Annotated in this window: 22 protein-coding genes; 7 read left to right on the plus strand and 15 right to left on the minus strand. The window is 64.0% G+C overall.

From position 1 onward, the window contains the following. Window positions 1-131: 131 nt before the first annotated feature. The 4 genes from CK222_RS14720 to CK222_RS14735 form a co-directional block, all read right to left on the minus strand. Entirely contained in the window at window positions 132-614 is a 483-nt protein-coding gene (locus CK222_RS14720) for a DUF2314 domain-containing protein (protein WP_095800822.1), read from the minus strand. Window positions 615-752: 138 nt separating this feature from the next. Then, complete coding sequence (locus CK222_RS14725; RefSeq protein ID WP_095800823.1) at window positions 753-1,913, minus strand: GH25 family lysozyme; 1,161 nt, start codon at window positions 1,911-1,913, stop codon at window positions 753-755. Window positions 1,914-2,124: 211 nt separating this feature from the next. Continuing rightward, window positions 2,125-2,910, minus strand: coding sequence for a phosphodiester glycosidase family protein (locus CK222_RS14730; RefSeq protein WP_095800824.1), 786 nt, complete (start codon window positions 2,908-2,910; stop codon window positions 2,125-2,127). A 54-nt stretch (window positions 2,911-2,964) separates the two neighbouring features. Continuing rightward, on the minus strand, window positions 2,965-3,837 hold the full coding sequence (locus tag CK222_RS14735) for an undecaprenyl-diphosphate phosphatase (RefSeq protein ID WP_066995237.1): 873 nt from the start codon (window positions 3,835-3,837) through the stop codon (window positions 2,965-2,967). 187 nt (window positions 3,838-4,024) lie between these two features. Between CK222_RS14735 and CK222_RS14740 the strand changes: the two genes are divergently transcribed. Then, window positions 4,025-4,936, plus strand: coding sequence for a hypothetical protein (locus tag CK222_RS14740; RefSeq protein ID WP_095800825.1), 912 nt, complete (start codon window positions 4,025-4,027; stop codon window positions 4,934-4,936). A 40-nt stretch (window positions 4,937-4,976) separates the two neighbouring features. Here the strand turns inward: CK222_RS14740 and CK222_RS14745 are convergent, their stop codons facing one another. The 3 genes from CK222_RS14745 to CK222_RS14755 form a co-directional block, all read right to left on the minus strand. Further along, window positions 4,977-5,189, minus strand: a complete 213-nt coding sequence (locus CK222_RS14745) for a hypothetical protein (protein WP_067328366.1) — start codon at window positions 5,187-5,189, stop codon at window positions 4,977-4,979. Window positions 5,190-5,343: 154 nt separating this feature from the next. Continuing rightward, entirely contained in the window at window positions 5,344-5,739 is a 396-nt protein-coding gene (locus tag CK222_RS14750; RefSeq protein WP_095779642.1) for a GFA family protein, read from the minus strand. A 132-nt stretch (window positions 5,740-5,871) separates the two neighbouring features. After that, entirely contained in the window at window positions 5,872-6,120 is a 249-nt protein-coding gene (locus CK222_RS14755) for a ParB N-terminal domain-containing protein (protein WP_095800826.1), read from the minus strand. Window positions 6,121-6,264: 144 nt separating this feature from the next. On the opposite strand from CK222_RS14755, the gene CK222_RS14760 reads away from it, so the two are divergent. From CK222_RS14760 to CK222_RS14780, 4 genes are all read left to right on the plus strand, one after another. Continuing rightward, window positions 6,265-7,905, plus strand: a complete 1,641-nt coding sequence (locus CK222_RS14760; protein ID WP_095800827.1) for a N,N-dimethylformamidase beta subunit family domain-containing protein — start codon at window positions 6,265-6,267, stop codon at window positions 7,903-7,905. A gap of 1 nt (window position 7,906) precedes the next feature. After that, window positions 7,907-9,289: an aspartate aminotransferase family protein gene (locus tag CK222_RS14765; protein WP_095800828.1), complete on the plus strand. Its 1,383-nt coding sequence runs from the start codon at window positions 7,907-7,909 to the stop codon at window positions 9,287-9,289. A gap of 224 nt (window positions 9,290-9,513) precedes the next feature. Further along, the gene (locus tag CK222_RS14775; RefSeq protein ID WP_095800829.1) at window positions 9,514-10,011 is read left to right on the plus strand and encodes a GNAT family N-acetyltransferase; all 498 of its coding nucleotides are present in this window, start codon (window positions 9,514-9,516) and stop codon (window positions 10,009-10,011) included. Further along, complete coding sequence (locus CK222_RS14780) at window positions 10,008-11,036, plus strand: histone deacetylase family protein (protein WP_095800830.1); 1,029 nt, start codon at window positions 10,008-10,010, stop codon at window positions 11,034-11,036. The genes CK222_RS14775 and CK222_RS14780 overlap by 4 nt, the downstream gene beginning before the upstream one ends. A 1-nt stretch (window position 11,037) precedes the next feature. Here the strand turns inward: CK222_RS14780 and CK222_RS14785 are convergent, their stop codons facing one another. The 4 genes from CK222_RS14785 to CK222_RS31620 form a co-directional block, all read right to left on the minus strand. Beyond that, on the minus strand, window positions 11,038-12,306 hold the full coding sequence (locus CK222_RS14785) for a cysteine desulfurase-like protein (RefSeq protein WP_095800885.1): 1,269 nt from the start codon (window positions 12,304-12,306) through the stop codon (window positions 11,038-11,040). Window positions 12,307-12,342: 36 nt separating this feature from the next. Beyond that, complete coding sequence (locus tag CK222_RS14790) at window positions 12,343-13,410, minus strand: aldo/keto reductase (RefSeq protein WP_095800886.1); 1,068 nt, start codon at window positions 13,408-13,410, stop codon at window positions 12,343-12,345. 117 nt (window positions 13,411-13,527) lie between these two features. Then, window positions 13,528-14,040 (minus strand): hypothetical protein, encoded by a 513-nt coding sequence (locus CK222_RS14795; RefSeq protein WP_176477640.1) that lies wholly within the window; start codon window positions 14,038-14,040, stop codon window positions 13,528-13,530. Beyond that, on the minus strand, window positions 14,015-14,287 hold the full coding sequence (locus CK222_RS31620; RefSeq protein ID WP_141247065.1) for a hypothetical protein: 273 nt from the start codon (window positions 14,285-14,287) through the stop codon (window positions 14,015-14,017). The genes CK222_RS14795 and CK222_RS31620 overlap by 26 nt, the downstream gene beginning before the upstream one ends. Window positions 14,288-14,363: 76 nt before the next feature. Between CK222_RS31620 and CK222_RS14800 the strand changes: the two genes are divergently transcribed. Next, a complete protein-coding gene (locus CK222_RS14800; RefSeq protein ID WP_082954041.1) occupies window positions 14,364-14,528 on the plus strand; it encodes a DUF1127 domain-containing protein in 165 nt (54 codons plus the stop codon). Between the two features lie 51 nt (window positions 14,529-14,579). Here the strand turns inward: CK222_RS14800 and CK222_RS14805 are convergent, their stop codons facing one another. Next, window positions 14,580-15,083 (minus strand): DUF1993 family protein, encoded by a 504-nt coding sequence (locus CK222_RS14805; protein WP_095800831.1) that lies wholly within the window; start codon window positions 15,081-15,083, stop codon window positions 14,580-14,582. 145 nt (window positions 15,084-15,228) lie between these two features. On the opposite strand from CK222_RS14805, the gene CK222_RS14810 reads away from it, so the two are divergent. Continuing rightward, complete coding sequence (locus CK222_RS14810) at window positions 15,229-16,278, plus strand: DUF1176 domain-containing protein (RefSeq protein ID WP_095800832.1); 1,050 nt, start codon at window positions 15,229-15,231, stop codon at window positions 16,276-16,278. Here the strand turns inward: CK222_RS14810 and CK222_RS14815 are convergent, their stop codons facing one another. Genes CK222_RS14815 through CK222_RS14825 form a run of 3 tightly spaced genes read right to left on the minus strand, consistent with a single transcriptional unit; the run spans window position 16,279 to window position 19,522 of the window. Further along, complete coding sequence (locus CK222_RS14815) at window positions 16,279-17,169, minus strand: alpha/beta fold hydrolase (RefSeq protein WP_095800833.1); 891 nt, start codon at window positions 17,167-17,169, stop codon at window positions 16,279-16,281. It abuts the gene before it with no gap. Window positions 17,170-17,201: 32 nt separating this feature from the next. Next, window positions 17,202-18,821 (minus strand): molybdopterin-binding/glycosyltransferase family 2 protein, encoded by a 1,620-nt coding sequence (locus tag CK222_RS14820; protein WP_095800834.1) that lies wholly within the window; start codon window positions 18,819-18,821, stop codon window positions 17,202-17,204. After that, a complete protein-coding gene (locus CK222_RS14825) occupies window positions 18,818-19,522 on the minus strand; it encodes an XdhC family protein (RefSeq protein ID WP_095800835.1) in 705 nt (234 codons plus the stop codon). The genes CK222_RS14820 and CK222_RS14825 overlap by 4 nt, the downstream gene beginning before the upstream one ends. Between the last annotated feature and the right edge of the window lie 5 nt (window positions 19,523-19,527).

The following is a 19,527-nucleotide window of genomic DNA, read 5'->3' on the forward strand; positions in this document are numbered from 1 at the left end:
CGTTTCAGAATTCTGCACGCTGCGCCCTACGGCAATGGTCACGGCATGGGTCCTCGGGTCAAGCCCGAGGACGACGAAAGCGCGATGGACGGCCTCTCCTCAGCTCTTGTGGGGAGAAGGGAGCGCCGCCTTCAATCCTTGAACGTGATCCCGTATTTCGCGGCCTGTTCCTTCGGCATGTCGGCCAGCGCCCGGCGTACCGTGTAGCCACCATAGACGTCGCTGCCGTTGCGGATCATCCAGTCTTCGACATCGGCCTCGGCAACCGTCATGCGGTCGCCCATCTTGTACTGGTTGCCGTTGACGGGCTTGTCGGCCAGCAATCCGACGAAGCGGCCGTCGCTGAAAGCCACAAGCTGCATCCAGATATGCTCGGTGGCGCCGTTCTGGGTCAGCGGGAACTTGACCGTATAGGCGCCAGGCGTGCGGGCGGCCATCAACTCATGGAAGCGGGGTAGCGTCGAGTGGCCCTTGGCCTTAGCGCCCTGCATCGCCTCGTCGGTGGTTGAATAGGCGACCACATTGGCGTTGGGCGTATTGCTGCGCAGGTGCGAATTGAAAAATCCGTAGCCGACGGCGGCCACCACAGCGGCAGTGACAATCAGTTTGCGCATAGACCCCTCCAAGACGCGATCACGAACACGTTACCGGAAGGCCGTTGCCGCGCCGCTAAGGGAGACGGTGAGTCGATGGTTAGAGAAATCCTGAAATTACCGTCGATCGCCGCCCCGCGCCGGGTGAAGCATACGGCCTCAATTCGCGTCGGCTACCACCTCGCCGCCGCCCAGCCACCTGCGCCACTGCCGCTCGTCGCCGTGGAAGACATTGAGGTCGATGCGGCCGCTCACGCCATGCGACAGGCCGGAGCCCGAATATTGCCAGAACAGCCAGTTGCGGCCCGGATAGACCTTTGACGGATGGGCGGCCACCGCGCGCAGCCAGAACGGATAGTCGAGAAATGCACCACGCAGATTGTCGCGATAAAAATCCGGCGACGTGTAGATGATGGGCCGCTGGCCGTAGTGGCGCTCCAGCTTGTCCATGAACACCTGCATCTTCTCCAGCACCTTCTGGCGCGAAGGCCGGCGCTTGCAGGAGGACTCGCCGTTCCACTCGACATCGATGACCGGCGGCAGCGCGCCCTGGACTCGCGGCACGTTGCGGATGAACCAGTCGGCCTGCTCGCCGGCGGTGCGGCACCAGTAGAAGAAATGATAGGCGCCGCGCTTCAGCCCGGCGGCATCGGCGCCGCGCCAGTTTTTCATGAACATCGGATCGAGATGGTCGCCGCCGTCGGTCGCCTTGATGTAGGCGAAGTTGGCGCCCTGGGCGCGCAGCTTTTGCCAGTTGATATCGCCCTGCCAGCGCGACACGTCGACGCCATGGACGGCAAGGTGCCTGGGCGAGGCGCGCCCGAAATTGATCGGTTTGGCATCGCGAAAGGCATAGCGGGTAACAGGGCCAGCCAGCATCGCGGGCGCTGCGCGGGACAGCCGCTTCGGCGGCGAGACGAGTGCTGCGGCCTCGACCGGAGGCTCGACCGTATCCGGCAGGTCCGGCGCCGGGAATGCCACCGTCTCTTCCTCGGCCAAGCCAAAGGGACGCGAATTCTCGACGTCAAGACGCGAGTTCTCGCCCCCTGGACGCGCGTTGTCCTCGTCAACACGAGCATTCTGGTCGCCAGGCAGGGACGCCGGCGGCCTGATGCGCGCGGCGCCCGCCATGGAAACGGTCTCCACCGTCATCGCAGCGTCGGCGGTCTTCACTGCCTTCGTTACCGGCGCGCTCGGCCGCACGACCGAACTGGTCGTCTCGTTCGACGGCATCTGCAAGGCATCAACGCCCGAGGTAGACGAGCAGCCGGCAAGGCAAAGCCCTGCAAGCACGAAAATGACGACGCCAAAAATCCGCATCTTGACCTGTACGCAAAACAAAACAGACCGAGGGCCGAAACAGCGCCGCCGGAAGCCCCATTCCTAATGAGAAATTACCAACAAAGTTTGAATCAAAATTTACCTTTGGTTCGGCGGGGCGATTCGCCAGGCAAGCCGACAATAAAAGCTCCGCCTTTGTTTCCACGCAATTTCCGAACGGCACACCGCTTCTCGGTTTTCCTCGAATTGCTCAGCGCCTGAACACGCCAATCATCGGCCCGAGATTCCAGAAATCGTCGTTGCGGCCAATAGCCGGCGCATAGAGGCTGGAGATCGACCCGTCGAGGAAGAGCGCGTTGGGACAGTCGAGCTCGTCGCGGAACAGGCGCGCGAATTCGTGGAAAGTCACCACGTCGTTCGAGATGGCGAAGACGACGACGCCGTCGCCACGCACGCCGACGCCATCGCGGATTTTTCGCGAAGGGCTGTCGGCCTGGAATTTCGGATGCAGCTTTCCGTCGATCACCAGCATCGGCCCGGACTGGGTGGCATAGTCCACCTTCGGGGAACGCTTCAAATAATCCTTCGTCGCGCGAACGCCGGCCTTGCCGTCGCTAAGATAGAAGACGCCGTTGGGCTGCATCGAGAAATTGCCGGAGCCGGCCCCGGTCTTCGCCGACGCGATCTGCTGCCCGCGCTCGACATAGAGACCGACAGGCGCGAGATTGGGATGGTACATGCCGGCATTGATGCCGAAGAGCATGGTGCGTCCGGCCGCCTGCTGCGCGCTTCGAAGATTGTGCAGCGACTGGTAGAGCTTGCCGTCGGGATCCTTCCAGAACAGCTCGATCGAGTAATGCTTCGGGTCCGTCTCGCAGACGAGATAGGTCGCGGTCTCGAAGGTGTGATTGCGGCACGGCGGCAGCGCTGCGACCCATTGGCTCAGCCCCAGGCCCGCACCGACTACTGCCGGCACCGCCGATTTCACCAGCGCTGCCAGCAACGGCAGCGATTGCAGCAGCGTTGCAATGTCCATAGGCGCACCCGAAGCAAGGTTCAGGTGCCGGTATAGCGGATTCGGTGAAAGCCTCTAGCTCAGCCAGCCGACGGCGACGCCGATCAGCAGCACGACGCCGAGCAGGCCGCGATAGATGACGAAGGGCCAGGCGGAAAAGCGCTCGAGCACGCGCATCAGTCCCCATATGGCGAAGAAGGCGGAAATCGAAGCGACGACGAGGCCGACCGCCAGGACTGACCAGCCATAAGCGCCGAGGTGAATCTTGTGCAGTTCCCAAAGCTCCTTCAGGCCGGCCAACGCGATGGCCGGCAGGCCGAGCAGGAAGGAGAGCCGCGCCGCCTCCGGGCGGGCATAGCCAAGGCCCAGCGCCGCCGTCAGCGTCGATCCCGAGCGCGACACGCCGGGAATGAGCGCGCCGACCTGGGCCACGCCGACGAGCAAGGCGTCGAGCACGGACACCTTGTCCAGGGTCAGCCTGTGGCGGGCATAGATTTCCGAGAGCGCAAGCAGCACGGCCATGGCGATGCAGGCCCAGCCGATCACGGCAAGCCCGCGCAGCGGCGAGTTGCAGGCATTGAGCACGCTGGATAGCGCAAGGCCGGCGATGACGATCGGAACGGTGGCAAGCACGATGCCGATCGCCAGGCGGAAATAGCGGTTGGCATAATCGCGGCGCGTGAGCGCCGCCAGCGACCCCACCGCGACTTCCCTGACATCGCTCCAGAAATAGCTGATCACCGCGGCAAGGGCCGCGAGTTGCATAGCCGCAGAAAAGGCCGAGCCCGGGTCCTGCCAGCCAAGCACGGCGGGCACGACGCGCATATGCGCCGTCGAAGAGATCGGCAGCAGTTCGGTGATGCCTTGCACGATGCCGAGAAACGCCACCTTGGCGTAGCCCAGGCTTACGAAGCCGGTGTCCAATCCCTGCGTGCAGACGTCCGTCATCCCTGTCCTTTCCCCGGCGAAAAATGAATTGTTATGCGCAAAGCCCCTCAAGGGCAGGCTTAGCCTCATGGTACGGCGAAGCCAATTCACGGATTTGTAAGGTGCCGCTTATCCTGCTTGACAACAGGCGCTTCCATATTATCATCCGCTAATCTTACACTGTAAGGCAGATCGGAGGAGGACTAGCATGTCGACTGCCGCCCTCTCGGAACTGCAGCCGGTCGTCCCGCCGGTGTCGCACCATCCGGAAATCGGGATCGAGGAGGTCTCGCGTGATTTGAGCCGCGCCATCGAGCGCGCAGAGGTCAATGCCTGGCTCGATCTCTACGATGCCGCGCCCACGGAATTCGCCGCGCGGCACGGCTTGTCGCTCGCCCGCGACGGCGACCTCGTCTGGACCACCTGCACGACGATCCCTTTCATCCATTTCAACTGCGTGAAGAACATCGGCGTCGACGGCCCGGCCACGGAAGATCAGCTCGATTCGCTGCTGGCGCATTACCGCGCTGCCGGCATCTTGCGGCCGTGGTTCTGCACAAGCCCGCACACCGAGCCTTCCCGGCTGCGCTGCTGGCTGGAAGCGCGCGGGCTCCAGCATCAGAGCGGCTGGGAACGAATTTTTCGCGTCGCAACGCCGCTGCCTGCCGAGCCGCTGTTCCCGGCAGACGATCTGTCGGTCGAAGAGGTTACGTCCAAGACCGCTCCCGAATGGGCCTCCTTCATCGATGCGAAGTACAGGCTGCCCACCTCGCCCTGGCTCATCGCGCTGGTCGGCCGCGAGGGTTGGCGTCACTACATGCTGAAACGCGATGGCGCCGTGGCTGCCGTGCGTTCAATGTTCATCTCGGATGGCGCCGCCTGGAGCGGGATCGACGCCCCGGTGCCTGGCATCATGGCGCCGAGCTTCGACCTCGACGCCATGCTTGGCGAAAGGCTGGTCCGCGACGGCATAGCCGCCGGCGCAAGACTGTTCGTCGCCGACATCGAGGCGCCGCGCCCCGAACGCCACGGTCCGGCCTACCGCAACTACGCCCGGCTCGGCTTCAAAATTGCCTATCTCCGCAGTCATTACAGCTATTTGCCGGCGCATTCGAGCTGATCGGAAAGACCTAAAGCGCGTCAGTTCGGCGCGACGCGCTTTAGCGGTACAGCCATTGCTTCAGGCAGCTTCTGGCCACGATATGCGCCGGCGGCAGCACCGGCTGGTCGAAGCGGGAATCGTCGGCAGCCCTGTCGCGAGCCTTTTCCAAGAGCAGGCGAAGCTCGGCCGGGCGCACGCGGTCTCGCTCCATCACGAGTTGGATCATCGGGTCGTTCAAAAGCTCGTCCAGGGGGTTGCTGCTCTCGCTCATCCGTCGCCTCCTCGATGCCTTCCCGCGTGGCGCTTTAGATAGGCAGCCAATGATGGCCCGCCAATGACGCTTTGCCGGCTATCTCGTGAATCGAAGATGAAATTTTTGTGCAGGCATTCTTCCTTCTCCCATTGTTGTGGGAGATCGGAAAACTCTATGCCGGCGGTGCCCCCTCATATTGCGGCAGGCCGTCATCCAGCCGCACCCAAGGCTGCTTCGAAGCGGTCCAGAAATGCATGTCGGGCTTGAACGCGGACGGATCGTCGAGCGAGCCGGATGTGACGCCGAGAATGCCCCTGGAGTCACGTCGCGAAAAGATCGTCGTGCCGCAAGCCGGGCAGAAGCCACGCTTGAGGTCCGGCGAGGAATTGACCGTCGCCACCGGCCCCTCGATCGTGACATCATCGATGCGAAACAGGAGCCGCGCATTGAAGGCGGCGCCGATCGCCTTCTGGCACAGCCGGCAATGGCAGACGCGCTCGTTGATTGGTTCGGCCTCGGCGCGATAGCGCACTGCGCCGCACAGGCATCCGCCCTGGTATTTCGCCATTTCCAAGTACCCGATTGACAGGAAGGCCGGCACGGTAGCGGCGAACATCGCAGCGTCAATTAAAAAGCATTGATAGGACGCGATCGCTCACGGTGATGCAGGGGCCGACACGGCAACCGATAGGGAATGGCGTCAGTGGCGGCGCGCCTGGACGAGATAGGCGTCGATCTCGGTTTCGCCGAGCCATTTGGCGGCTTCCAGCCGGTGCAGCCCCTCGATCAGGACATGGCGCTTGCCGTCGTGGCGCACCTGGATCGGGGTCTTCATGCCGTTCTCGAGGATATCCTCGGCAAGATGGCGCACCGTCTCCGGATGCAGCGTCTTGCGCCTCGCCATCGGCACATAGATGTCGTCGACCTTGACCCTTTGCACGCGCAGCATCTTGGCTCCCGGCGTTCAAACATCGCCTGAAGATCAAATAAGCCGTTTGCCGGATAAGGCCAAGCGCCTGCTGGCCCGATCGTTTCCATTTGACGCTTGGCCGTCCTACGGTCTCAATGGCGACCTCTTGGTTTCGGTTTTTCCATGACGCAACGGCCCGCCGACTTTCCCGATTTCGGACTGACGCCCGAGCAGCGCCGGGAGGCGGTGCGCGGGCATTATTACGAGTGGCCCGGCATGGACGGCTCGAGCGGCGAGATCTGGTGCTACAGCGACCGCTTTTCCTATCGTCCGGGCGAGACGGTGACGCTTTTCGTCAGCTCGACGGCCCCGCAATTCAGGATTGTCATCGTCCGCGACGGCGGTGATGAAACCAAGGTCTTCGATGGGTCGGGACTGTCGGCGCGCTGGCAGGAAACGCCCGAGCAATGTTCGGTCGACGGCTGCGGCTGGGAAGCCTCGTTCGAATTCCGCATCGGCGATGACTGGCCGTCGGGAGCTTACCGTGTCAGGCTTTCGGCTGAAGGGCCGGACGGCACGCCGATCGAGAGCCACCACCTCTTCATCGTCGCGCCCCTGCCCGGCCGCAAGCCTGGTCGCCTGCTGCAGATCGCCGCGACCGGCACCTGGCTCGCCTATAACACCTGGGGCGGCTCCAACCACTATCAGGGCATCACCGGCCCGAACCGCGACCGATATGCCACGATGGTCTCCACGCAACGCCCTTGGTGCCGCGGCTTCGTCGTGCTGCCCAAGGATGCACCGCGCGTGCCGCTGGAAGTCGCGATGCCGCCGAAGACCGTGCCGCGTTATCCGCATATGGAATGGGCCTTTGCCACGGGACATTCGAAGAAATACGCGTCTTCCGGCTGGGCAAGCTACGACAGCCATTTCTTCCGCTTTGCCGAACGCGCCGGATATCAGGTCGACCTCGCCAGCCAGCACGAGCTGCACTTCTCGCCGGAAATCCTCGACGGCTATGATTGCGTCGTCTTCGTCGGCCACGACGAATACTGGACCTGGGAGATGCGCGACGCGGTGGACGCTTATGTCGAGCGCGGCGGCCACGCGGCGCGCTTCGCCGGCAATTTCATGTGGCAGACCAGGCTGGAGGACGAGGGCCGACGCCAGGTTTGCTACAAATACCGGGCGCGGGCCGAAGACCCGGCCTATCGCTGCGGCGACATCACCCGCGCCACCAATTCCTGGGAAGCGCCGGAGATCGGCCGTCCGGGCAGCGCTACCTTCGGCCTCAACGCGACGCGTGGCGTCTATGCCGGCTGGGGCGGCTGCGCGCCGCGCGGTGTGCGCGGCTTCCCGGTCTACCGCCCCGAGCACTGGGCCTTCGCCGGCACCGGCATCTATTATGGCGACCTGCTTGGCGCCGATAGCCATGTCTATGGCTATGAGGTCGACGGGCTCGATTTCGAAATACGCGGCGGCCTGCCGTACCCGACTGAAGAGAGCGGCGCGCCGGACGGCTTGCAGGTGCTGGCCGTCGGCCTGGCGAGCCAGGTCGAGGAAAGCGCCGACATTCCGATCGAAGACCAGTTCCTCACCGACGAGGACGGCCGCTTCACCGCCGAGACTTTGTTCGGCGAGGCCAGCGACGCCAATCTCGATAAGGTCAAGCGCGGCAACGGCATGATCGTCAATTTCCCGCGCGGCAAGGGCGAAGTCTTCCACGCCGGAAGCTGCGAATGGGTCGCCGGCCTGCTAAGGCAGGACGCGATGGTCGAACGCGTCACCAAGAATGTTCTCGACCGCTATCTCGGAAAGTCCTGACATGCCGACACCGGAAGTGCAGCCCTCGCCTGAAGCCGAAGCGCGGCCGCCGTCGCATTTGTTCTATCTCTCCAGCCTGCGCCGGCCACTCGTCGACCGCGCCGAGGGCATCTATTTCTGGACCAAGGACGGCCGTCGCTTCATCGACGGTTCAAGCGGACCGATGGTCGCCAATATCGGCCACTCCAACCGCAACGTGCTCGACGCCATGAAGCGGCAGATGGACAAGACCACCTTCGCCTATCGGCTTCATTTCGAGAACGAACCGGCGGAAGAACTGGCGCGGGCACTGTCTCACAAGCTGCCCGAAGGCATGGACCGCATCTTCTTCGTCTCGGGCGGCTCGGAAGCGACCGAATCCTGCATCAAACTCGCCCGGCAATGGGCGGTCGCCACCGGGCAGCCGAAGCGCTGGAAGGTGATCACCCGCTTCCCGTCCTATCACGGTGGCACGCTGGGTTCGCTCGCCATCACCGGCGACGACGCGCTTGCCGAGACTTTTACGCCGTTGATGCGGGTGATGCCGACGGTGCCGGCGCCGGCCGCCTGGCGCGATCGCGACAACCTCTCGATGGAGCAGCGCGGCATCCGTTATGCCGACATGCTCGAAGACAAGATACAGGCCGAGGGCCCGGAAAGCGTGCTCGCCTTCATCATGGAACCCGTCGGCGGCGCGGCAACGGCGGCCCTTGTCGCGCCCGACAGCTACTATCCGCGCATCCGCGAGATCTGCGACCGCTACGGCATCCTGCTCATCCATGACGAGGTGATGAGCGGTGCCGGCCGCACCGGTAATTTTTTGGGCGGCGACCATTGGAACTGCAAGCCGGACATCGTCGCGCTGTCAAAAGGGCTGGGCTCCGGCTATGCGCCGCTCGGCGCGCTGGCGGCTCCCATGCGGCTCGTCGAGCCGCTGCTCGCCTCGGGCGGCTTCCAGCACGGCCACACCTACGCCGGCAATCCGCTTGCCTGTGCGGCCGGCCTTGCGGTGCTGAGCGAAATGGACCGGCTCGATCTCATCGCCAACGCCGCGACCATGGGCGATGTGCTGATCGCAGAGTTGAAAGCGTTGCAGAAGCGTTTCCCTTTCATCGCCGACGTGCGCGGCAAGGGCTTGCTGCTCGGCGCCGAGATGGTCGCCGATCCGGAGGCGCTGACGCCGATCGCGCCGGCGAAAAAGGCAACGCAGCGCCTGCTCGACCACGCCTATGCGCGCGGCCTGATCATCTATGGCCGCAAGGTCAAAGGGGGCGTCGACGGCGACAATTTCATGGTGGCGCCGCCGATGATCATCACGCGCGAGCAGATCGGCGAGATGACCGCAATCATCGGCGACTCGCTCGAGGCGCTGGCGGAAGAACTCGACCTGCCGGTGGCAGGCTGAGGGTGAAATGGCGCTTTGAGACGTCCTGAGATGTTCGCGATCCTTCGTTCCCCCCTCTGGCCGGCCGGCCATCTCCCCCGCGAGGGGGGAGATCCGATGTCGCTGTCGCTTTCGCCAATCGCCGACGTTGCAGGAACAGCGCCGTCGGTGCACCTGCTGATCTCCCCCGTTGCGGGGGAGATGTCCGGCGGGACAGAGGCGGGTGCCCGGGCGCCGTACTTGTCGTGAGCACAATTATCCTCCGCCCCGGCCAAATCGAGGATGCCGAGACCATCCATGCCGCCTTGCTGCGCCTCGGCACCCACATCGGCGCGCATCAGGACATCACCTCGACACCGGATGACCTCCGCCGCTACGGCTTCGGCGCAAACCCCGCCTTTTCGACCTTGGTCGCCGAGGTCGACGGCGAGTTCGCCGGGCTTTGCCTGCACTTCCCGATCTTTTCGACCTGGATGGGCCGGCCCGGGGTCTTTGTGCAAGACCTCTATGTCGAGGACCGCTTTCGCGGCCGCCGCATCGGTGAGAAGCTGTTGCGGCGCGTGGCCAAGGAGTGTCGCGCTGCAGGCGGCGTCTATCTCAGGCTCTCCGTCGACACCGATAACGAGACCGCCAAGACCTTCTATGAAAAGCTCGGTATCGGCCGGTCGAGCTACGAGCAGGTGCACAAGATTGTCGGCGAGCCCTTTTTTGCCTTTGCCGACGCGCCGGAGGACGAACGATGAAAGCCTTCTATGCCGAGGAACAGAAGCGCCATGACCCTAGGGCCTTCCTTTCCAGCGGCGCGCCGCAACCCAATCCGGAAAAGCCGGAACGGGTCGAGAGATTGCTAGCCGGCGCAAGATCGGCCGGTGTGACGATCGAACGGCCCAACGACCATGGCCTTGGGCCGATCGCCGCCGTGCATACGCCCGAATATCTCGACTTTCTCGAGCACATCTTCGCGCGCTGGCAACGCATCGATGGCGCCTCGGCGGAGGTCATCCCGAACATCCATCCAATCGGCCGCGGCGGCCCCTATCCGGCCTCGGCGGTCGGCCAGGCTGGCTATCATATGGCCGACACAGCCTGCCCGATCTCGGCAGAGACCTGGAACAGTGCGCTCTGGAGCGCCTGGAGCGCAGTGGAAGCCGCCGAAGCCGTGATGGCCGGCGCGACGGCGGCTTACGCGCTCTGCCGCCCGCCTGGCCATCACGCCTTTGCCGACGTGGCGGGCGGCTTCTGCTTCATCAACAATTCGGCGGTCGCCGCGCAGGTGCTGAGAAAGGACGCGGGACGCGTCGCCATACTCGATGTCGACCTGCATCACGGCAACGGCACGCAGGGAATCTTTTACGCCCGGCCGGATGTTCTGACCGTCTCGCTGCATGCCGATCCGGTGCGCTTCTATCCCTTCTTCTGGGGCCATGCCGACGAGCGCGGCGAAGGGGCGGGCCTCGGCTACAACCTCAACCTGCCGCTGCCGCGCAAATCCGGCGACGCGGCATTTCTGGAAGGGCTGAAAACAGCCTTCCGGCGCATCCGCGCCTTCGCGCCGGAAGCGCTGGTTGTCGCGCTCGGGCTCGACGCATTCGAAGGCGATCCATTCGGAGGCCTTTCGGTGACGACGCCCGGCTTCGCGCGCGTCGGCGAGGCGATCGCCGGCCTTGGCCTGCCGACGGTCATCGTCCAGGAGGGCGGCTACCTCTGCGATGCGCTCGGCGACAACCTCACCGCTTTCCTGACCGGCTTTGGCGGGAAGAAAGGATAGTTCAGGCGCGCTGCTGCCTCAGCATTGCAATGACGCGATGTACGCTTTCCAGCGTCTCGTCGATATCTGCGGCTGTGTTGTAATGCGCGATGCCGATGCGCACGACGCCCTGCTCCGGCGGAATGCCGAGTTGGTGGACGATCTCCCATGCATAGTTGTGGCCGGACCACAGGAAGATGTTCTCGGCATTCATCTGTCGCACGATCGTTTCCGGCGCGATGCCCTCTACCGTGAAGGAAATTGTCGGCACGCGATCGCCGAAACATTCCGGGTCGGTGATGCCGCGGATGGTCAATCCCTCGATGTTCGACAGGCCCTCGATCAACTGCCGGGCGAGCGTATTCTCGTAAGCGATCGACACTTCGAAGGCTCTCGCTATCCGCTGCCGCCGCGAACCGCCCTCGCCGGCTGCGGCGCCGAGATCGGCGAAGTAGTCGACCGCTGCGGTCAACCCAGCCATCAGCTCGATGTGCGGCGTGCCGAGCTCGAACCTTTCCGGCAGGCGGTTGGACGAGCAGCGGCATTTGTAGGGCTTCAGCGCATCGATGACGTCGCGGCGGCCCCACAATATACCCATATGCGGCCCGAAGAATTTATAGGCCGAGCAGACCAGGAAATCGCAGCCCAGCGCCTGAACGTCGATCAGCCCGTGCGGCGCGAATTGCACCGCGTCGACATAGACCAGCGCCCCGGCCTGCTTGGCGAGTGCCGTCAGCTCGCTCACGCGGTTGATCGAGCCGGTGAGGTTCGAGGCATAGTTCAGCGCCACAAGCCGCGTCCTTTCCGAAAGCAGCGCCTTCAGCCGCGCTTCCTCGACCTGCCAGCTCTTCTCGTCGAAGGGCAGGAAACGCACGACGAGGCCAAGATCCTCTGCAAGCTGCAGCCAGGGCGAGACATTGCCCTCGTGGTCCATGCGGGTGAGGATGATCTCGTCGCCCGGCTTCATCGTCCGGCCGAGTGTGCGCGACATGTGGTAGGTCAGCGTCGTCATATTGGCACCGATGATGATTTCCTCGACGCTCGCCGCACCGAGAAAATCGGCCATCGCCGCATGCGCATCATCGACCACCTGCTGCGCCGCGAGCGTCGTTTCGAAGAAGCCGCCGAGGTTGGCGTTTGTCGTTAGCAGGCAGCGCGAGACCGCATCCGCCACCGCCTGCGGCACCTGGGTTCCGGCGGGATTGTCGAGATAGATGCGACGGCGGCCCTTGTCGGTCAGCGAAAGTGCTGGAAACCGTCCGCGCACGAGCTCGATCGGAAAATCTGCCATCGCCTCCATCGCTCCGTCCTTCTCAATGATTTCCAGTCACGGGCAAGGGTTGCCGACGCGCTGGTGGATGGCGTCGACCGCCTTCTGCATCTCCTCCGTCCAGCGGACCTCGACCGAAGACAGCGCCATGTCGAGCTGGGCGACGCTGGTGGCGCCGACGATATTCGCGGTCACAAAAGGCCGGCTCGTCACGTACGCGTTGGCGAAGAGCGCCGGCTCCATGCCGAAGGAGCGCGCCAGCTCACTGTATTGGAGCAGCACTTCCGCCGCATTCGGCGTCTCGTAGCGCTGGCCGCGATTGAAGAGCTGCGTGCGCGAGCCTTGCGGCCGCGCGCCGTGATCATATTTGCCGGTGAGGTAGCCCTGCGCCAGCGGAGAATAAGGTAGAAACGCGATCTCTTCGCGTTGGCAGACTTCGGCCAGGTTCACCTCGAAGGTGCGGTTGACGAGATTGTAGGCGTTCTGCAGCGACGCGATGCGCGGGCCGACGCCCTTGTCGGACTCGGCCAGGAAACGCATGACGCCCCACGAGCTTTCGTTCGACAGGCCTAAATGGCGTATTTTTCCCGCCTTCACCAGTTCCTCGAAGACGGCTAGCGTCTCGGCGATCGGGGTCTCGTCCGCCGGCGCTCCGACAGCATCGGCCCGCCGCGCTACCGCCCCGACCCGCGTCGGGTTCGAACCCCAGGGAATGTCCCGGTCCGGCCAATGAATCTGGTAGAGATCGATGTAATCGGTGCGGAGCTTGGCGAGCGACTTCTCGACCGCATCGAAAATGTCGGCGCGCACAAGCTTCGATGGCCGGTCGCCGCGAAACCAGGCGTTGGCCGTGCGGCCGACCACTTTCGAGGCGATGATGACCTTGTCGCGGTTGCCCCTGGTCTTCATCCAACTGCCGATGATCCTCTCGGTCCACCCTTGCGTCTCGGCTTTGGGCGGGATCGGGTAAAGCTCGGCGGTGTCGATGAAATTCACGCCGCGCGAGAAGGCCAGATCCATCTGGGCATGGCCTTCGGCCTCTGTGTTCTGCTGGCCCCAGGTCATCGAACCGAGGCAGATTTGCGAAACAAGGAGGTCTGTCCGACCGAGGCGGCGTTTTTGCATGGAATGTCTCCGGCGGGAGGTGGCGCGCGGCTGCGCGGGGAGGAATTCAAGCATAAGGCATAGGCCGGATTTTCTCCAAGCCGGTCCTGGCGACTTTTGCGTGAATTCGGAAACCGGTTAGCGTCGTGCCGCGGCCAGCGCGCGCCGCTTGGCCTCGTCGATCAGCATGTTGGCCACTTGCATGCGGATCATGGCGCGCTGACGCAGATGCGGGGCGACACGGTCCGGATGGTTGGCGAAGGCGAAGTTGCGTCGAATGCGGCCGAAATCGGTATCCTTCGCAGGGCGATCGAGGCCGAGCTCGCCGGCAATCGATTCAGGGTCGATCGGCGCCAGCTCTTCCTCAGGGCGATGCTCTTCCTCAGCGAGAGCCAGCTTGGCCTGGTCGAGAAGCGCGGCGAACTCGGCGGCAAGGTCGGCGCCCGCTTCGCGGTACTCGGCGGCGACGCCGGCGACCTTGATGCGGCCGGAGTGAAGCTCGTCCGCCACCGACAGATAGTCGAATGGAATAGAGGGCCGGGCGCCCCCGTCTTCGCCCTTCTCGGAAGCGATGATGAGGTCGTCGAGCAACGAAGCGAAATCCAGCTTGTTCCCGGTGCCGATCTCAGCCTCCTCCTGTCGCAACGGCATTCATTGTTGCCGTCGACCATAGATCGCTGTCGTTAAAAATGAATGCCGACGACATTAACAATTGCGAGTGTTGAAGCTGCAGGTCGGCCGGAAACAAAAATGCCGGCTGCATTCGATATAGACCGGCAGGGTCGCCAGAGTGGCGAGGAAAAAGCCCGGCCGGTCCCAGCGTACGGTCGAGTTTCCGCAAAAGTTTCAGAAGAGAAGCGATTTTGGCGGAAAAAGATTCACCGGGCATGGCAGCCATGCACTTGCTGCACTGCACAATTGGTAACAAATCACCTATATTCTCGGCGTGTGGAGGACAAACAAGGGGCTGGAATATGGGGTTCTTCACCGAAATGTTCGCGCGGCCGCGGCCGCAGGAACAGCAGCGTTACCGATCGGCGCTCGCGCTGCTGAACGCGATGAGCAACGCCGACCGCGCCGATATCGGCATCAAGCCGGCCGACTTTCCACGTATCGCCCGCGAGATGTCGATACGCTGATTCAAAGATGAAAAAGAGGGTTCTCGGCGGCGCCGGTAAACCTCTCCGTCTTCAGCGTCCTAGGAAAATCGACTTGCCCAGCGGCACGCCATTGTGCCGCAGGATGTCGTATGCCGTGGTGATGTGGAAGTAGAAGTTCGGCATGGCTGCGTTGAGCAGATATTGCAGTCCGGCCATCGAGACCTCGCGTCCGGCAAGCCTCAATTCGATCGTCCGCTCCTCCGACCCGTCCAGATCGGCGGCCGAGAATGTCGCCAGATGATCGAGCGTCTTGGCGATTCGGGCGTGCAGCTCTTCGAAACTGGACTCGTTGTCCTCGTATTTCGGCACTTCGCGGCCGGCGAGCCGCGACGGCGCGCCCTTGGCATGATCGGTGGCGATCTGCACCTGCCGGGTCAGCGCGAACATGTCGGGCGCCAGCCTCGCGGTCAGAAACACCTGCGGGTCGATCTTGCGGTCGGCGGCGTTCTGTTCGGCCAGTGACAGCACGCTGGCCAGCGCCTTCAGCCGGGCCGAAAAGACGGCCACGGAAATATCGTACATGGATATGGTCACGTGAGTTATCTCCCCAGGCGGCGTCAGCGCCGCGGGCCGTGAGCTAGCGCTTCCCGGCTCGATTCTTCAAGCAGCCCGTGCGCCCCCGTCACCGCCTCGCCGCAATCGCGGTGGTAGTATTTTCGTTATCGAGCGGAGATTCCCGATGAGACCTGCCCTTATCGCAGCGACTGCCTTGTTCTCCCTTGCGGCCATCGGCCGGTCGGCCCTTGCAGCCGAAGCTCCTTATATCGACGACCGGTCCAGTGCCGAGGCCGTTGTCCGCTCGCTCTACAGCGCGATCAACCGGCATGAATTCGCCCGCGCCTGGGGTTATTTCGGCGACACCAAGCCGGCAAAAGATTTCGACGCCTTCGTTAAAGGCTACGACAGCACCGACACCGTCGAGGTCAGGACCGGCGCGGTATCGGACGAAGGTGCTGCCGGCAGCATCTACTACAGCGTCCCTGTCGCCATCCAGGCCACCGACAAGAAGGGCGAAGCCAAGATCTTTGCCGGCTGCTACACGCTTCGCCAGGTCAACGCGCAGATCCAGGAACCGCCGTTCCAGCCGATCTTTATCGACAAGGGCGCCCTGAAACCGTCGGCTTCGGATTTCCAGGATGCCGTGCCGAGAAGCTGCGGCGACGGCCCGCCGCCGCCCAAGAAGGACGAGGCGCTGGAACAGGCCAGGAAGGCGTTCCTCGCCGCCTATGGCGAGCAGTGCGACAAGGAGAACCCGGAAGGCAAGCCGGCCGGCGAGCCGGACGCCTACTCGATCCATTACAAGGACAAGGACGCCGGAGCCGACGAGCCGGAGCGCGAGACGCGGCTCTTCCGCTTCTTTTGCTCGATGGCCGCCTACAATGAAAGCGCGGTCTATTACATCTATGACGACGTGTCCGGCGTCCGGCAGTTGCAGTTCGCCGCGCCGGAACTCGACATCCGTTACGAGAACAACAACAGCGAAGGCAAGGTCGAGGGCATCCACATCATCGGCTTCCTGACCGACGACCAGCTGGTCAATTCCGAATATGACGACAAGACCCAGACGATCACCTCGATGAACAAATGGCGCGGCGCCGGCGACGCTTCATCGACCGGCACCTATCTGTTCCGCCACGGCAATTTCTCGCTGGTGCAGTATGATGTCGATGCGTCCTACGACGGCGAGACCAATCCCGAGACCGTCCTGGACTACAACACGCCGCCTTGATCAGGGCGCTTTCGTCAGCATCCAGTTCAGTGTGCCGCGCCAATCGACCATGCGGATCGGCGTCCCATGCGTGCCGGTCTCGAACCGCACGAAGCGGGCCGGATAGGTCTTCGATTTGGCGAGAATCGAGCGGAAGAAGGCTTCCTGCTTCTCAACCTGGAAAACCACGTCACGGCTGCCCTGGCCGAAGAACACCGGCACGCGGCGCTTGAACGCCGGGCTGGTCAAGAAGCTTTCGTCCCAGAGCGAGCCGAGCAGCAGGAGCCCACTGACGCGGGCGCCAATATCCTTGCGGTCGGCCAGCTTCCAGCAGAGAATGCCGCCCATCGAGCCGCAGGCGACGAAGATTTTCGCGCCGGGCGATGTCTCTGCATAGTGGTCGATCAAAGCCGCGACTTGGGCGGCGCCCTTGTCGCCGAAATCGGGAAAGTCCGGCGAAAGATAAAGACCGCCATTTTCGGCCATCAGATTCTTCAGGCGGTTGAAATTGCCGCCAAAGGTGAAGTCGTCGACGCCCTGCTTGCGGCTGCCGCCCTGCCCGTGCAGGTAAAGGACGATGATGGCGGCACCTTGCGTCTTGCCGACTGCGACATGCCGGACATCGCCGACATCGGTCTTCAGCATCAAGTCCTGCTGCATCTTGCGCACGCCGGGGTCGATATATTGGGCATGCACACGCCTTTCAGGCACCTCGTCGCGCTGATTGATGTCGCGCATCTCGCGATAGTCGAGCACCGTATAGGCACCGTTGTCGCCGCTCGACAGCGTCGCCGGGTAAGCGAAAAGCTCGTCCTTGAAGGGTTTCAGCGACAACGTCTGGCCCTCGGCGGCAGAGAGCGAACATGCTGTTGCGGCGAGCAAAGTGAGCAGAGTTCGGCAGCGCAAAGACATTCCGAAGCCATGCGAAATTCGGCTTCGGTTTGTCAATCCTGCAGCACGCCGCCCGAGCCTTCCAGCGCCTCGCGTGTATCGACGTCGATCGAAGCGCCCTGCCCGATTTCGACATCGATGACGTCGAGCCCTTCGGCCTCGACCAGATGGCGCGCGCCAGTATCGCCTTCGAGCTGCGCGACGGCGGCAAACAGCGACCGCGGCAGCAGCACCGGGTTGCCGCGTTTGCCGTGATGCGCCGCGCGCACCACCGCGCGGCCCCCGGATCGGCGGAACGCATCGATCAGGCTATCGAGATCCTTAGACGAGATACCAGGCATGTCGCCGAGCACGATGATGGCGCCGGCCGCGTCGGGCGCGACCCGCGCGATGCCCGCCTTAAGCGACGAGGCCAACCCGTCGGCGAAGTCCGGATTGTGGGCAAGCGTGATATCGAGACCTGAGAGCGCCGAGCGCACCCGCTCGCGCTGATGGCCGGTGACGACGATGGCGTTGGCCGCCTTCGATCCCAGCGCCCGCTCGGCGGTGCGCCGCACCAGCGGCTTGCCGTCGAACAGCGCCAGCAGTTTGTTCGGCCCGCCCATGCGGCTGGAGCGCCCGGCGGCGAGAAGCACGATGTCGACCCTCGGCTCCGCTTTTGCCGACCGCGACGGCAGCGGCTCGCGCGGCTGCGGCCTGGACGGGATTTCCATCAACAGGCCTCCGACGCCCATGCCGGCAATGTCGCCCGCCGTCACGTCAAGCCCGGCGATCAGCCGGTCCAGCACCCAGTCGAAACCGTTTTCCTTCGGGCTGCGGGCACAGCCGGGCGCGCCGATGACGCGCTTGCCGTCGAGCGTTCCGAGCACCAGCAGATTGCCGGGATCGACCGGCATGCCGGCTCGAATGACTTTGCCGCCCGCCTTCTCGATCGCGGCAGGGATGACATCGGCGAAATCGGCCAGCGCCGAGGCGCCGAAGATCACCACCATGTCGTTGTCGCGCGCCAGCGCGCTTGCTGCTTCCGCAACAAGCGTCACGTCATGCGGCGTGCGCCGCTCCGCCTTCAGCCGGCCGCCGGAGCGCGCCAGCCGCGCCTCGGTGACCCGCAGCGTCTTGTCGAGCACGCTCGGCTTCAAGCCGGGCAGCGTCGTCTGGATGACGCCGACATTGACCGGGCGATAGGCGTTGACGGCGCAGATTTCGCCGCCGGCGCAAATCCTGGCCACCGCATCGACTAGGCTCGCAGCGACGGCAAACGGAATGATCTTCACCGTCGCCACCATCTGGCCCGCCTCGACAGGCGCGTGCTGCGCCAGGGTAGCGATGGTGATCGCGGGGTCGATGGCATTGATGGCGTCGATCATCTTGGCGTCGACGGTGAAGACGCCTGCGGCTTCGGCATGCAAGTTCACGCGTCCCGTTGCAGCGGGCTTCGTCTCCACGTTGCGATGGGACATGCTCAACGCGATCTTTTCGGCTGCGGCATCCTCGCCGAGGTCATCGGGAGCCAGAACGGCCACGACGACTTCGCTGATGCCGGCCGCCTTCAGCGCAGCAACGTCCTCGCCGTTCAGCCGATGCGCCTTGCGGAATCGCCGCTCGCCGGCAGTGGTCGCATGCGCCAGCACCGCGCCTTCGGCCTCATCGATCGCGATCGGGCCGAACTTCACGCCACCGCGCCTTTGCTTTCCAGGCCGCGCGAGCGGAAGGCGTGGATGGTTTGTGCCAGCACCGCGACGGCGATCTCGGCCGGGCTCGCGGCGCCGATGTCCAGCCCGATCGGCGCATGGATGCGGGCGATCTGGTCGGCGCTGGCGCCGAGCGCCAGCAGACGCTCGACCCGCTTGACGTGAGTCTTCCTGCTGCCAAGCGCCCCGACATAGAAGCACCTGGCGTCGAGCGCCGCCTTCAGCGCGAAATCGTCGATCTTGGGATCGTGAGTGACGGCGGCAAGCGCGGTGTAGCTGTCGAGCGGCTGGCGCTTCAGCACATCTTCCGGCCATTCGGCATGCAGCGCCACATCGTGGAAGCGCTCCGGCGTGGCGAAGGCGGTGCGCGGATCGATGATCTCGACCGGATAGCCGGCGATTCTGGCCATCGGCGCCAGCGCCTGGCTGATATGCACCGCTCCGACCACCACCAGGCGCGGGCGCGGCAGATGCGCATTGAGAAAGAAAGTCCGCCCTTCCGCTTCCACCGATCGAGAGATGCCGGTGCGGAACGCACTGGCGATCGCCGCGCCGAGCTCGCCCGCGACGCGGTCGCCTTCACGCACGATGCGGTCGCGGCCGTCACCGAGGTCGGTGACCAGCACCGCGGCGCGCCTGGCGCGGCGCTCTTCGTTCAATGTTTTGAGAACATACGGATCCATCCGCA

The organism is Mesorhizobium sp. WSM3866 (assembly GCF_002294795.1).
Classification (GTDB): Bacteria; Pseudomonadota; Alphaproteobacteria; order Rhizobiales; family Rhizobiaceae; genus Mesorhizobium.